The following is a 15,021-nucleotide window of genomic DNA, read 5'->3' on the forward strand; positions in this document are numbered from 1 at the left end:
AGTGACATAATCACCGTACTCTGCAGTATTGGAAATAGAATAGCGCATGTCAGCAATACCGCCCTGATACATCAGGTCGACAATCAACTTCAGCTCATGTAGGCACTCGAAATAGGCCATCTCAGGCGCGTAACCGGCCTCAACCAGAGTTTCGAAACCAGCGGTCACCAGGGCGGAAACCCCCCCGCACAATACAGCCTGCTCTCCAAAAAGATCTGTCTCAGTCTCCTCACGGAAATTAGTTTCAATAATTCCAGAACGGCCGCCACCATTTGCACTGGCGTAGGAAAGTGCCAGTTCTTTCGCATTGCCGGAAGCATTCTGATAAACCGCAATCAGAGTTGGCACACCGCCCCCTTCAAGATAAGTGGAGCGTACAGTATGCCCGGGACCTTTTGGCGCAATCATAATGACATCTATATCTGCCGGCGGCTCAATCAGTTCGAAATGCACATTGAACCCGTGAGCAAAGGCGAGTGCCGCACCAGATTTTAAATGGGGGGCCACTTGCTCTTTGTAAATATTGGCTTGGTACTCATCCGGTGCCAGAATCATTACCACATCAGCATCTTTGACCGCACTCTCTACCTCGGCAACACGCAGGCCGGCACTCTCCGCTTTGCTCCAGGAGCCAGAACCCTTGCGCAAACCGACAACAATATTTTCTACACCGGAATCCTTGAGGTTATTGGCGTGGGCATGCCCCTGAGAACCGTAACCGATAATCGCAACATTTTTCCCGCGAATTAAAGACAGTTCACAATCTTTATCGTAATAAACTTGCATGACTAAATTCCTATTTCCTGCTATCTAAACACTTAATACTTTTTCACCGCGGGCAATTCCAGAAACCCCGGAGCGCACGACTTCCATAATGGTGTGCTCTCCCAATGCCTGTAAAAATGCATCGAGTTTTTGACCGGTACCGGCAACCTGAACCGTGTACATACTGCTGGTAACATCCACTATCTGCCCACGAAAAATATCTACACTTCGTTTGACCTCATCGCGCTGGGCTCCATTGGCGCGCACCTTTACCAGCAATAATTCCCGCTCAATGTGAGAGCCTTCCGTAAGGTCAACCAGCTTCACCACATCAATTAATTTGTTGAGGTTTTTTGTTATCTGCTCGATCTTGTGATCATCACCTATGGTCACCATGGTGAGGCGTGACAAAGTGGCGTCTTCTGTAGGCGCCACAGTCAAGCTCTCAATGTTGTAGCCGCGCTGGGAAAACAATCCCACAACTCGGGATAGCGCTCCCGGCTCGTTCTCCATCAAAACCGAAATAATTCTCCGCATTTCCCTAACCCCTATGTCCGTTCGGTTTTGCTCAGCCACATATCACGCATGGAGCCACTCGGCATGACTTGCATCGGGTAGACATGCTCAGAGGGATCGACGTAGACATCGATAAACACCGTGCGATCTTTATGCGCAAAGGCCTCTTGCAGTTTTTCATGCAATTCTTCTCTTCGCTCAATCTTCACACCCAGGTGGCCATAGGCTTCTGCAAGCTTGACGAAGTCCGGCAGAGACTCTTCGTAGACACTGTTGGAAAGGCGCCCTTCGTACTGCATTTCCTGCCACTGCTTCACCATGCCAAGTGCCTGGTTATTGAGACACAGAATCTTAACCGGCAGATGGTATTGAGTAGCGGTGGACAATTCCTGAATACACATCTGGATACTGCCCTCACCGGTCACACAGACAACTTCTTTATCTGGGTGGGCAATCTTCACTCCCAGGGCAGAAGGCAGACCAAAACCCATGGTGCCGAGCCCGCCGGAGTTAATCCAACGGCGCGGCTTGTCGAAATGGTAATACTGGGCGGCAAACATCTGGTGTTGTCCAACATCAGAGGTCACGAAGGCATCGCCCTCGGTGATATCGTAAACCGCACGAATGACCTCCTGCGGCATGATCAGGGCGCCGTCAGTTTTGTATCGCGGAACGGTATAGAGGCCGTGACGTTCACGCCAGTCGTCTATCTGACGCCACCAGTCAACGATTGCTGACTGGTCCGGCTGTTCCTCACTGGATTTAAAGGCTTCCAGCATATCAGCCAGTACTGACTGCACAGTACCAACGATGGGAATATCGGCGACGATGGTTTTGGAAATAGAAGCCGGGTCCACATCAATATGAATAATCTTGGCTCCCGGACAAAATTTGCTGGGAGTATTGGTAACGCGGTCATCGAAACGCGCTCCCACCGCCAGAATGACATCTGCATGATGCATAGCGGTATTAGCCTCGAAGGTGCCATGCATGCCGAGCATACCGAGAAAACGTTTATCGCTACCGGGAAAAGCGCCGAGTCCCATCAAGGTATTGGTCACGGGATAATTCAAATGGCGAGCCAACTCAGTGAGCAGTTCGGAGCCATCTCCCTGAACCACACCACCGCCAGCGTAAATTACCGGTCGCCGCGCCGATAGCAACAACGCCACCGCCTTGCGAATTTGTCCACTGTGGCCCTTGCCCGCCGGAGTATAGGAGCGCATGCGCAGCTTATCCGGGTAGCGGTAGGGAAAGCGCTCGGCGGGGTTGGTTACATCCTTGGGTACATCAATCACCACAGGGCCAGGGCGGCCAGTCGTGGCTATATAGAAAGCTTTCTTAACGATCTCGGGAATATCCTCGGCGTTCTTCACCAGGAAACTGTGCTTTACGATTGGCCGCGAGCACCCAACCATATCGGTTTCCTGAAAGGCATCTTCACCGATCTTATCGCTGGGCACCTGACCCGAAATCACCACCATAGGAATCGAATCCATATAGGCGGTAGCAATTCCGGTAATCGCATTCGTGGCCCCTGGACCCGAGGTCACAAGTACAACACCCGCCTTGCCTGTTGAGCGGGCATAGCCGTCTGCAGCGTGAGTAGCACCCTGTTCATGCCGCACCAAAATGTGTTTGATGGACTTCTGCCTAAAGATGGCGTCATAGATATGCAGTGCCGAACCGCCCGGGTAGCCAAAAATCAGATCTACCCCTTCATCCTGCAGCGCGCGAACCAACATATCGCCGCCGGAAAGTAATTCCACTTGAGTCTCCTCAATTCACCTAGTTGGTAGGATAGCCATCACCAAAGAACCGCTAACCGAACGAACAACAAGAATGTTGAACGGCAATTGTAAAGGAAAATGATGACAGATATCAGCCTGTTGCGTGTTTACATGCCGATTTTTAGGATGAGATCATCGCGCGTAGTAAAACACCCAGCCTGAAACCGACACGGCGGTGTCCGAATTGCAGGCTAGCAGGCCTCCAGGGGTAGGGAGAGCCTCTCGGCGGAATTGCGGCGGAGGGGTGGTCCACCTGTGCTAGTGTCCTGGCCGCGGGTGTGCGGAGACGACTACTCGCCGAGGAAACAGTCGATTTTGCCAATCCAACATTGACTGTCAATAGACATGACTGAAAGTGTTAAGAGAGTTACAGGAAAGTCCACCGTTACCGGTACAATATGTCGGGTAAGGAAAGATACAACGATAAGGGGTAATCCAATGCGCGTCGCACTCGCAATGCTATTCTCCGGCCTGGCACTGGCCGCTCAAGCCAACGGCATCTACAAGTGGGTGGATGAGAACGGCGTGGTGCACTTTGGGGAGCAGCCACCCAGTAGCACTAAAGTTGAAGTTATAAAGAAGCCGAAGTCGGAGCGCTACAAACAATGGGAAGCGGAACAACAGGCTGCGATAGCTGCAGAAAAAGCCAACCAAGTGGCTGCCAAGCCCACTCCCGAGAGAAAAAATACCACAAAACAAGAAGTCCAGAGCCCCTCAAAAGTGGATGAGCAAGTAGCCCGCGCCCAGGCAGCTGCACGCGCACAACGCTGTGAGTCCTCCCAGAAAAACCTGAAAGCCCTGACTACCCACGCTCGGGTACGTGAAATCGACGAACAGGGCAATCACCGTATGCTGGGAGAAGATGAACGCCAGGAACGCATTACCAAGGAAAAACAGAGTATTCGCGATAACTGCTAAGCCCTAGCTTTTAAAGCTCTTTATAGGGCGTTTCGTTAAACTGCTCCAGGCTGTAACGCTCGGTGTAATAGCCGGGTTCAAACAGCCTATCTGCCCTGGGCACCGTCACCCGCGCAATACTCAGCTGCTTAACCAGATAGGGGCCATCCTGATCGGCATCGCGGATCATCAGACCGTAAAATTCGAAGGGGATCCAGTGGCGCCCTGGAGAAAGCTCAACCGCATATTGGGTGCTGCCAATGGGCGTCTGCTCATCGTTGTAGAGGGAACCACGGAAGTAAAAACGGCCCTGTTGCAATATTTCCACTTCGGCTTCCACTAGTAAATTACCCTCACTGGTAAGCGAGTCCCGCAAGTTGCCGGTATAGCTGCCCGTATCCTCTGACAGTGTAAATGCCGCTGCATCGCGCAGGCCATCGATATCCGTATCCACGATGATCTTATAAATACCCGTTGGCAGCGACTGTCCTTGGTAAGCTCCCGCCTCTATCTCCGCCTCGTAAACCAAGTCCCCGTTGCCATCTTCAAAGGTCAGTGAACCCAGCACATGTTGGTCATCCAACACCATCAGGGCGGTCAGGTCCGCTGGTACCTTGACACCATCGCTATCGGTCTGAAAGGCGAAGACACGCACGGTATCACCATACAGATAGAACTTCTGATCAGTCCACAGGGTCAAGGTGTCTCCATTGTCACTATAGGTAGTGCGCTGGTCTGGGGCATGGGTCTGGGAAATCGGATCCTGCGAAGCGCTCTTGATCGCGCGATTTTCCGGTGGATAGCGGTGAAATTTTGCCAGATCAGAGAGCAGTGACTGGTGCAATTCGGTCTTGACTGGCCGCGCCTGGATCTCCTGCCAAACCTGAATAGATTTATCCTCGACCGGTTTCTCTTCAACCAGCGCTACCTCTTGAAGCTCGGCCCTCTGTGGCTTTGGGGCATGGAGCCCGCCAGCTTCCGCCTTGGCAACAACCGCTGTGGATACTTCCCCACCCTCACCAGTGAACCAATAAGCCACAGCTGCGGCGATAAGGACAATGGATCCCAGGATGACTAAGCGCCCCTTGAGGCGATTGTTGCTGACGGACATGGGCTAGCTCCCGCAAAAATTACTGAGTACAGGCGGCAATTCGGCCGGCGCTGTTTTTACCAACCCCACAATTCAAACCATCGGGGATGCCATCGTAATCCGGAGACAAAATACCGCCATTGCGCTGAGCATCGTGATCGGTATAAATGCTGGCCAGATTGTAGGAACGAGCAGTACCCTTATTGTCGTTATCACAGGAGAAGGTGGCACTGCCGTAGGCAATACCCATGAAGGTGTCGTACTGCTTGAGGTTTGACCAGAGGCTTCGTTTGCCGGAACCAGAGCAGTTCATCTGGGAGGCGAGATTAATATAACCATCATCTTCACCATTCAGCAGTGCCGAGGAAACGCTTTCTGCACCGGGAAAGCCCGCGTAGCCGCCAATGGTATAGACAGGCGCACCCAGATTAGTGCCCACGTAATTACGCACGGTATAAATATCGTTGGTCTGCATATAGCGCACCGCGGCACACTCCCTGCCAAAGAAGAGGTCATTGATCACCTCATCATACCAAGTGCCATTACAGATACGATCCACGCCCTCGGTACCGGTGATTGCTCCACCAGTGGTGAAGATCGCAGCCACTCCGCTAATCGCACTATCAAAATCCACAGTAACCGCGTTGGCATCACTCAGGCTGGCAACCTGTACTTCCTCAGAAACGGTTTTACAGCTCTTGCTGCCCCACCAAGTTGTCGAGCACTTCTTAACATCCTGTACTTCAGTATCAGTGTCGTACTGATTGTAAGCACGGTTGTAGTAAGGTGATCCTTCAACAGCGTTGCCAGCGATATACATCATCTGCGCAGCGCCCTGGCTGTGGGAAATAATCCAGAAGGTATCATCGGCAGAACACTGGTTTTCGTGTTCGAACCTGTCTCCGGCTCCACTGCGGATCTGAATAATTTGCCGTGCAATTTCACCGGAGGTTTTATCGTGCCAGTAGGGCAGCTCACCCTCATCGGTAGAGTTGTACCCCACTACTCCGTAATTGCCGCCGCTGATTAGCAGCTGGTCGATAAAACTGCTGTTTTTATATTCATCGAAATAGGTTTCGCTCCAATAGTCCAGTGCCGGTTGCACTAAACTCCCATCGCTCGCTGTACTGGTTGTATGCCCCTCGACTCCATGTCCATGGACCAGGATGTAGCAGTTCTCCGCTACCGCTGCAGAAGTGCCTACCATCGCAGCAAAAAAAACAGACAGGCCTGCGCCCAGTCGTTTAGACAGTGTCATGGTTATTGACCTTTATAATTTTATAAGTGGATATTTACTGACCGCAGAGTCTCGAGGTATCCGTTTCGCAACACACTGCAGACCCCTGCAACTTATCTGCTGAGGTGGGTGCCGCAATAGGATTTATGGCGCCACAGGATGATCAAGTGCGCCACATGAGGCGACCGGTTCGTCATAATTCACATTATTGTTTTCTTAGATTGATACGCCTTTGCTATGATCGAATTAACGCCACCCGGACGGCAAAGAGTCATGAGAGACCAGAATAAAAATATGTCCGGCCATGCCGGCGTGCCTAAAATATTTGCGCCCTATTTCGTTACAGCTGCTGCGCGGCTGGGTATTCCTATTGGTACTCTAATTGAGCGGCTGCCTTTCGCATTTAGCTGGAATCCCCGCGAGAACGAGCGACTGAGTTACAGCGAGTTCAATGCACTGATTGAAAACCTGGTAGCACTTTCCCCAGTTTCTTCGCCGGGACTCAGTTTCAGTCGCTTTCCTATTATCTTGTGGCTGGAAGAAACCATTATCGAGGCGCAACCCTCCCTGCGGCGGCCACGGGAAATACTGCGCCCTGCGGAAATTGTTTTATCGCAAACCCTGGCGCCGCTACTAAGATTCGAAACAAGACAAGAAAAAGAATGTGAAGTCCTCACTCTGCAATGGCGCTTAGAATTATTTAGCGAACCGGTAAACCATTTCTTTGCCGAAATGTTAATGGCCCGAATCGCGGAATTATTGCGTACGCTGAACCCCCAGTTTACTGAGGTATGCGGTGTTAAGTTGCGCAGGCCAAAACCCGAGGATGATTCTATTTATGCCCGTATATTCCAAAGCCCAGTAGAATTTGACTGTGATACCAACGCCATTATTCTTGGCTCTGAAACACTGGATTTTCCTATCCCCAGCTACCACAAGTTACTGCGTAGCCAGAGCCGAAATGTTTTAAAAACTGTTTTACACAATACGCTATCGAGTTACAACTTAGCTGCGAGCCTGCGCTCATGGCTGGAAAAACACATTCTTCGCGAGGAAGTCACCATTAAACAGGCCGCCGCTCACTTTCGCACCAGCGGCCGCACCCTGCAAAGGAGATTGAAAGAACAGGGGGTTACTTTTCAGGAGCTAAAAGACAGCGTCACCCTGGCCCTGACCAAACGTCTACTGCTGTCCTCCAGTGAATCTGTCGAGAGTATCGCAATAAAGCTGCACTTTGCCGAGCGCGCGGTATTTACCCGCTTCTTTAAAAAACACGAGGGGGTTACTCCCAGTGAGTTCCGCCGCAGTAACACCACAAGAGGTATCCTCGACGCTTAAAAGTATCATGCACGAGGCCATTAATTGCCCTGCACTTGTGCCCTTATCTTTTCGTAATCCCGCCCCAAATAAAGATACATGGCAGGCACCACAAAAAGGGTAAACAATGTGCCAATCGTCATACCCGAGGCGACGACCAGCCCCATGGCAAAACGGGCCCCACCACCGGGCCCTGAAGCAATCAGCAGTGGCACCATTGCCAGCACCAGTGATGCCGTTGTCATCAATACCGGCCGCAGACGAATAGAAGTGGCCTCCTCTATAGCGGTACGCTTATCCACTCCCCCCATTTGTAATTTATTGGCAAACTCCACAATTAGAATTCCATGCTTGGAGATAACGCCGATTAGAGTCACCAGTCCCACCTGGGTGTAGATATTAAGTGTGGTTAGACCAAGACTTACAAAGATCATAGCGCCGCACACACTCATCGGGACAGTCACTAACATAATGAGAGGGTCGCGCCAGGACTCAAACTGGGCGGCCAGCACCAGATAAATTACTATCAGTGCAAAGAAAAAAGTTATGACCAATTCAGAACCTTCCGTTTTGAATTGACGGGATTGACCGGAGTAGTCCACAGAATACTCGGCTGGCAGTATTTGCCTCGCCGCATTTTCCAAAACGTCCAACGCTTCACCTAGGGTGACACCCGGGCGCGGCACTCCGGATATCGTAACCGCATTAAGTTGCTGGAAGCGTTTTAATTGCTGTGGTTCAACGATTTGGCGTAGATTAATCAGAGTATTAATAGGAACCAGGTCCCCATTAATCGCCCGGATATAATATTGCTTCAACTGGGCAGGAGTCAGGCGATCAACTCGCTCGACCTGGGGGATCACCTTATAACTACGATTATCGAGTGAAAAGCGATTAACATAAGCACCGGAAAGCATTGCCCCCAGGTCACGACTAAGGTTCACCATATCCACCCCCATAGTCGCAGCCTTCTCTCGGTCTATTTCAATAACGACCTTAGGCTTATCAATTTTCAGATCGGAGTCCAGAAAAATGAACTTCCTGCTTTGCAAGGCCTTTGCCATGATTTCACTGGCAACATCGGCGAGATTCTCCACTGGCTCTGTTGCCCCGATAACAAATTCCACCGGCAGTTGACCACCTGCAGTGGGCAAGCTCGGCGGCACAACCACAGCCACTTTAAGACCAGCGATGTTGCGCACATCCTCACTGATTAGTTCCTGCATTTGTGCAGTGTCACGTTTGCGCTTTTCCCAGGGCCCTAATACAAAGCCCGCCGTAGCATTATTGACACCACTGCTAAAAGTACCGGCGCCATTGAGCAGGAAAATATTTTCCACCTCAGTATAGAGATCAGCAATATCCACCAACTCCCCTGTATATTGCTCAACATAATCCAGTGTGGCATAAGCATCTGCTGTGGATATAGTGAGGACCAAGCCCCGATCTTCTGTAGGCTCCAGCTCCTGCGGTGAAGTAATAAAAAGAAAATAACAGCTCACCAAAACAATCAAACCGAAAAGCAAAATAACGCTGCGTTCCTCTAATGCGTTGTGCAGGCGCTTTTCAAAACCCTTCTGTAAATTCGCAAAGCGCCGCTCCAACCAGGCCTCCAAGCGTGTCCCCCCACCGTCACGCGGCTTCAGTATCCTAGAAGCCATCATTGGTGAAAGTGTTAGCGCGACCACACCCGATAGCAGTACGGCACCGGCGAGAGAAAAGGCAAACTCGATAAACAGAGTTCCGGTAAGGCCACCGAGAAAGCCAATAGGAATATACACGGCGATCAAAGTGGTAGTCATGGCTACTACTGGCCATGCTAGTTCTCGAGCCCCTACAATGGCTGCTTCGCGAGGCGTGAGCCCCTCTTCAATATGGCGGTGCACATTTTCCAAAACGATAATCGCATCATCCACGACTATGCCAATAGCCAGCACCATACTTAACAGAGTTAGCAAGTTGATGGAAAAGCCCATCAACAGCATCAGAAACATTGCACCCACTAGGGAAAGAGGAAGTGCGATGGCAGGAATCAAAACACTGCGCAAAGACCCCAGAAACAGGTAGATGACCACGATAACGATGATCACTGCCTCAACAATGGTACGCACCACTTCAGAAATAGAGTCCTGAATATACTCAGTACTATCATAGGGAATCTCTCCCTGCATCCCCTCCGGTAGCTGGGGAAAAATTTCACTCTCCAGCTTTTCCCGTACATGCTTGATAACATCCAAGGAGTTTGCATTGGGGGCGACTTCAATAGCAATAAAAGTTGCAGACTGCCCGTTAAATGTCACCGAGCTATCGTAAGTCTCCGCTCCCAACTCAATATCCGCTACATCTCTAAGTCTTACCAATTGATCGCCGCTCGCCCGCACCACCAGATTTTGAAAATCCACTTGGCGGGAAATATCCGTGTCTGCACGTATTTCTATTGCTACTCTAGAGCCCTTGGTAGCCCCCGCTGCAGAAAGGATATTGTTATTGCGCAGGGCATTGGCTACGTCTTCAGGTGTCACCTCCAACGCAGCCATTTCTTTAGGCTTCAACCAGGCGCGCATAGCAAAAATACTGTCCCCAAGCAAACGTGCACGCTGTACCCCGGCTATAGTAGCCAGCTTGGGCTGCACAACCCGAACTAAGTAATCGGTAATTTGATTGTTAGCAAGGATCTCCGAGGAAAAAGAAAGGTACATGGCAGCGGTTGTTTCCCCTTGCTGCATCTCCACACTGGAATCCTCAGACTCTTCGGGCAAGTCGCTGCGCAATTTATTTACCTTGGCAACAATTTGAGTCAGCACCTCGTTGGGGTCGTAATCAAATCGCACATAGGCATTGATGGTCGAGAGCCCCTGTACGCTGGTAGATACCATGTAATCTATGCCATCCGCCGTTGCAATCTCCTGTTCAAGCGGCGTGGTAATAAATCCCTGTACAAGATCGGAGTCTGCTCCCACATAGACAGTAGTGACTGTAATAACTGCATTCTCCAGTTCCGGATACTGGCGAATATTTAATTCAGTTATTGAGCGCAAACCCAGTAGAAAAATAAATAAACTGACTACTGAAGCTAATACCGGTTTACGAATAAATATTTCTGTAAAATTCACCGCAACACCCAGTACAAATTAACTGTTTTCAGGAGTGGGAGATGGGTCCTCTGGCGGCTTGTTCTCATTGTTGATTACCGCAGCCTCACCGTTGCGCAATTTGAGCAAGCCGCTGCTGGCCACCTCATCGCCCTGTAGCAATCCTTCTACAATTTCCACCAGATCACCGCGCTCCTCCCCGGTTTTAACAAAACGTTTGTTTGCGGTGACACTGTTATCAGAGGCATCCGTTTCCAACACAAAGACCGATACGCCATAGGGAGCAAACAACAGGGCCGTTCGGGGGACCGAAAGTACTCGACGGCTGGCTTCAATTTTTACAGAAACCTGGGCAAACATACCTGGGCGCAGGTGCTTCTTGGGGTTTTCGAGCGTAGCCTGTATCAGGAAATTGCGGCTGGCCCTATCTACTCTGGGGTCTACCGCGGTAATTCTCCCCAGATAGGTTTTACCGGGAAAAGCATCGGTAGTCAGGCTGATTGGCATCCCCTCCTTAACCAGAGAGTATTTCTGCTCTGGCAGGGAAAAGTCGACAAAGATAGGCGTGAGCTGTTGAAGAGTGACTACCGCGTCCCCCGGGCTGACATTCTGCCCAAGATCAATACGGCGTATACCTAGAACACCATTAAAAGGCGCCAGCACTCTACGCTGATCCACCCTGGCGCGCTGTACCTCGATATTGGCCACTACCTGATCCAAGGTGCTACGTGCACTATCGAGCTCTGCTTCAGTGGTCACACCACGAGCGGTAAGCGTTTTAATTCGTGCATAATTGCGCCTTGCCAAACGCAGCTCAGCATCCAGAACCTGCAGCTGTGCTTTCTCCGGCTCGGCGAATATTTCCACGAGAAGGTCGCCTTTGTGTACATACTGGCCGGACTTGAAGTGGATAGCACTAACCACACCCTCGGCCTCTGTCGTAACCTCAACACCATTGACGGCACGGACTGTACCAACCCCGCTTAAATCCTCTGGCCAATTTTGCACCTGCGCCTTCGCCGAGGTCACTGTAGGAGCCGGCAAACGCATATTGTCCAGAAATTGATTCACCATACGCTGGGCAATAAATTTATACGCAAAAATACCGCCAAAAAGTACCAGGCACCCGAGCAGCATAAGCACCATGCGTTTACTGATAATTTACCCCCGATCATTCACAACAATGCCGCGGATCAACAAGACGGGAAGTCTGACTCTGGGAGCCACCAACTGAACAGACCACCAGATTTAGTTTATAAAGAAAATCCCGTGCGTATTGTTAGACTCTCATTGGATTAGCCTGAAATGATATTTGAACGCCACGGAAGGGACGGAAGTGACGATAATGGTGAAAAGATAGGTACCTGCACCCAATTTTTGAGCGAGATTAAAGAAGGAGGAAGAAAACGAAATATCCTACTCTAAGAGTCGATGAAACAGATGTATAACCACCTGTTTCATCGACAGACAAACGAATAATACCGACTAGCGAAATACCGCCCGATCACCCTCGACATCCGCGTGGATAGTGGTGCCGGGAGTAAATTTACCTGCGAGCACATCTTGCGCCAGTGGGTTTTCCAGCCAGATTTGTATCGCCCTTTTCAGTGGCCGCGCGCCATAGACCGGATCAAAGCCCACCTCAGCAAGCTTATTCAACAGGCCCACGGAAACCTCCAGCTTCAGATCACGCTCGCTCAGACGGCGGCACAATTGTCGCAACTGAATTTCCGCAATGGAGCGCACTTCCGCCTTATCCAGCGGGTGGAATACCACTACCTCATCAATACGGTTAATAAATTCTGGGCGGAAGTGATTGCCCACCACTTCCATCACCGCATTTTTCATCTGTCGATAACGAATTTCGGCATCCAAGTCATCTCCACTCTCGGCGCTGGCAAACTTTTGGATCAGGTCCGACCCCAAGTTGGAAGTCATCACTACAACAGTATTGCGAAAGTCCACGGTGCGACCCTGGCCATCGGTCAAGCGACCATCATCCAGCACCTGCAGCAGGATATTGAATACATCCGGATGTGCCTTTTCCACTTCATCGAGCAACACTACTGAGTAGGGTTTACGACGCACCGCCTCAGTCAGATAGCCGCCCTCCTCGTAACCCACATACCCCGGAGGTGCGCCTATCAGGCGGGCCACCGAGTGCTTTTCCATAAATTCCGACATATCGATGCGCACCATGGCATCTTCGGTGTCGAAGAGAAATTGTGCCAACGCCTTACAGAGCTCAGTTTTACCAACCCCGGTGGGGCCCAGAAATAGGAAAGAGCCGTTGGGGCGATTAGGATCAGCGAGACCCGCACGGGAGCGCCTCACCGCATTGGCGACAGCTTCCACCGCTTCACCCTGGCCTATAACACGTTTGTGAAGCTCGTCTTCCATACGCAGTAATTTTTCCCGCTCGCCCTCCAGCATTTTGGAAACCGGGATACCTGTCCAGCGAGAAACAACTTCGGCCACTTCTTCATCGGTCACCCGATTGCGCAACAGGCGCGGCTCTTCACTTGCCTCATGGGTTGCAGCAGACTTCAACTGTTGTTCCAGCTGTGGGATAACACCGTACTGCAGCTCCGACATTCGGGTTAAATCACCGGCGCGACGCGCCGATTCCATATCCAACTTGGCCTGTTCCAGTTTCTCTTTCAGGTCGTGGCTACCCGCAAGCTGGGATTTCTCCGCTTTCCAAACTTCCTCGAGATCGGAGTATTCCTTTTCCAACTGGTGAATTTCCTCCTCCAACTTGGCTAAGCGCTTCTGTGTGGCCTCGTCATCTTTATCTTTTTTGACTGCCTCGCGTTCGATTTTAAGTTGGATTAAACGGCGCTCCAGTTTATCCATCGATTCCGGCTTGGAATCTATTTCCATGCGGATACGACTAGCCGCTTCATCGATCAGGTCGATGGCTTTGTCCGGCAGCTGACGATCGGTAATATAACGCTGGGACAATTTGGTGGCAGCAATGATGGCCGAGTCGGTGATATCCACGCCGTGGTGCACTTCGTAGCGTTCTTTTAATCCCCGCAATATGGCAATGGTATCTTCCTCGGTGGGCTCATCCACCAGTACCTTTTGGAAACGACGTTCAAGGGCCGCATCTTTCTCGATGTACTGGCGATATTCATCCAGGGTTGTGGCGCCAACACAGTGCAACTCACCACGCGCTAGAGCCGGCTTAAGCATATTACCGGCATCCATAGCACCCTCAGCTTTGCCCGCCCCCACCATGGTGTGCAGCTCATCAATAAACAGAATGATCCGCCCTTCCTGCTTGGAAAGCTCATTGAGAACAGCTTTTAAGCGCTCTTCAAATTCTCCACGGAACTTGGCGCCGGCTAGCAGAGCGCCCAAGTCCAATGACAACAGACGCTTGTCTTTGAGGCCCTCGGGAACCTCACCGTTCACAATTCTCTGAGCGAGCCCCTCGACAATCGCGGTTTTACCTACACCGGGTTCCCCGATCAGTACCGGGTTGTTTTTAGTGCGACGCTGCAATACCTGTATCGTACGACGAATTTCATCGTCGCGACCAATCACCGGATCCAGCTTGCCGGCTATCGCGCGTTCGGTCAGATCCAAGGTGTACTTATCCAATGCCTGACGTGCCTCTTCCGCATTGGGATCGTCAATTTTTTCATCACCACGCACTTTTTGTATCGCTGCCTCTAATTGTTTTAAATCGCCATTGGCATTGAGTATTTTGGCAATTTCCCCTGCAGCAGAATCAAACGCAGCGAGTAAAACTGTCTCACTGGAAATAAAACTATCACCATTTTTTTGCGCTTTTTTATCCGTGAGGTTCATCAGGCGCATCAGCTCCTGCGACATACCCACGTCCCCAGTGGGGGAACTGATAGTTGGCAGGTTATCCAGCCTTTTAGCCAGGTCATTGCGCAGACCATTTAGATTAAATCCGGCCTGCGACAAAAATGCAGGCACGCTGCCGTTATTTTGGTTGAGCAGCGCAAGCAACAGGTGCTCTGGATAAATTTGGTTGTGATCTCTGCCAACGGCCAGAGATTGTGCATCGGCAAAAGCTGCCTGCAGCGGGTTTGTCATTCTGTCTATACGCATGAATGCAACCTCTCCTACTCGGGGATTTTGTGTAGTACTGGGTCGATAGCAGCCAAGCGGCGCCACGCTTCAGTGTAGTGTTGGGAAATAAAATAGGGGCGGGAGGAAGGTTTTCAATGATTTAAATCAATTGGTGGGAATTCCTGACGTAAATCATTAATGCGCAAAATATTTTTTCTTAAATCTAGTTTAAATCCACACCTGAAGCTTGATTTTTGCAAGTAAGGC

Annotated in this window: 10 protein-coding genes (1 of these 10 cut by a window edge); 2 read left to right on the plus strand and 8 right to left on the minus strand. The window is 50.8% G+C overall.

Annotated features, from left to right (window positions below):
• The 3 genes in view from ilvC to ACJJIT_RS16735 are tightly spaced (at most 24 nt apart) and all read right to left on the minus strand, a layout consistent with a single transcriptional unit that may run on beyond the window.
• Nucleotides 1–786, minus strand: the 5' portion of a protein-coding gene (gene ilvC / locus ACJJIT_RS16725) for a ketol-acid reductoisomerase (RefSeq protein ID WP_444891386.1). The gene continues 240 nt to the left of window position 1, outside the view; only the first 786 of its 1,026 coding nucleotides appear in the window; it begins with the start codon at nucleotides 784–786; its stop codon lies beyond the left edge, outside the window.
• A 24-nt stretch (nucleotides 787–810) separates the two neighbouring features.
• Entirely contained in the window at nucleotides 811–1,302 is a 492-nt protein-coding gene (gene ilvN / locus ACJJIT_RS16730) for an acetolactate synthase small subunit (RefSeq protein WP_252084471.1), read from the minus strand.
• An 11-nt stretch (nucleotides 1,303–1,313) separates the two neighbouring features.
• Nucleotides 1,314–3,050: an acetolactate synthase 3 large subunit gene (locus ACJJIT_RS16735; protein WP_444899113.1), complete on the minus strand. Its 1,737-nt coding sequence runs from the start codon at nucleotides 3,048–3,050 to the stop codon at nucleotides 1,314–1,316.
• Between the two features lie 459 nt (nucleotides 3,051–3,509).
• On the opposite strand from ACJJIT_RS16735, the gene ACJJIT_RS16740 reads away from it, so the two are divergent.
• A complete protein-coding gene (locus ACJJIT_RS16740; RefSeq protein ID WP_444899114.1) occupies nucleotides 3,510–3,989 on the plus strand; it encodes a DUF4124 domain-containing protein in 480 nt (159 codons plus the stop codon).
• A 10-nt stretch (nucleotides 3,990–3,999) separates the two neighbouring features.
• On the opposite strand, the gene ACJJIT_RS16745 is transcribed toward ACJJIT_RS16740, so the two are convergent.
• Entirely contained in the window at nucleotides 4,000–5,079 is a 1,080-nt protein-coding gene (locus tag ACJJIT_RS16745) for a DUF4785 family immunoglobulin-like domain-containing protein (protein ID WP_444899115.1), read from the minus strand.
• Between the two features lie 19 nt (nucleotides 5,080–5,098).
• Nucleotides 5,099–6,316 carry a hypothetical protein gene (locus ACJJIT_RS16750; RefSeq protein ID WP_444883729.1) on the minus strand — a complete coding sequence of 406 codons (1,218 nt, stop codon included), beginning with the start codon at nucleotides 6,314–6,316 and terminating at the stop codon, nucleotides 5,099–5,101.
• 252 nt (nucleotides 6,317–6,568) lie between these two features.
• Between ACJJIT_RS16750 and ACJJIT_RS16755 the strand changes: the two genes are divergently transcribed.
• The gene (locus tag ACJJIT_RS16755; protein WP_444883728.1) at nucleotides 6,569–7,633 is read left to right on the plus strand and encodes a helix-turn-helix domain-containing protein; all 1,065 of its coding nucleotides are present in this window, start codon (nucleotides 6,569–6,571) and stop codon (nucleotides 7,631–7,633) included.
• A gap of 20 nt (nucleotides 7,634–7,653) precedes the next feature.
• On the opposite strand, the gene ACJJIT_RS16760 is transcribed toward ACJJIT_RS16755, so the two are convergent.
• The 3 genes from ACJJIT_RS16760 to clpB form a co-directional block, all read right to left on the minus strand.
• On the minus strand, nucleotides 7,654–10,725 hold the full coding sequence (locus ACJJIT_RS16760) for an efflux RND transporter permease subunit (protein WP_444899116.1): 3,072 nt from the start codon (nucleotides 10,723–10,725) through the stop codon (nucleotides 7,654–7,656).
• Between the two features lie 18 nt (nucleotides 10,726–10,743).
• The gene (locus tag ACJJIT_RS16765; RefSeq protein ID WP_444887986.1) at nucleotides 10,744–11,841 is read right to left on the minus strand and encodes an efflux RND transporter periplasmic adaptor subunit; all 1,098 of its coding nucleotides are present in this window, start codon (nucleotides 11,839–11,841) and stop codon (nucleotides 10,744–10,746) included.
• Between the two features lie 348 nt (nucleotides 11,842–12,189).
• On the minus strand, nucleotides 12,190–14,793 hold the full coding sequence (gene clpB / locus ACJJIT_RS16770; protein ID WP_444899117.1) for an ATP-dependent chaperone ClpB: 2,604 nt from the start codon (nucleotides 14,791–14,793) through the stop codon (nucleotides 12,190–12,192).
• Nucleotides 14,794–15,021: the final 228 nt, after the last annotated feature.

The organism is Microbulbifer mixtoriginis (SeqCode) (genome assembly GCF_052467515.1).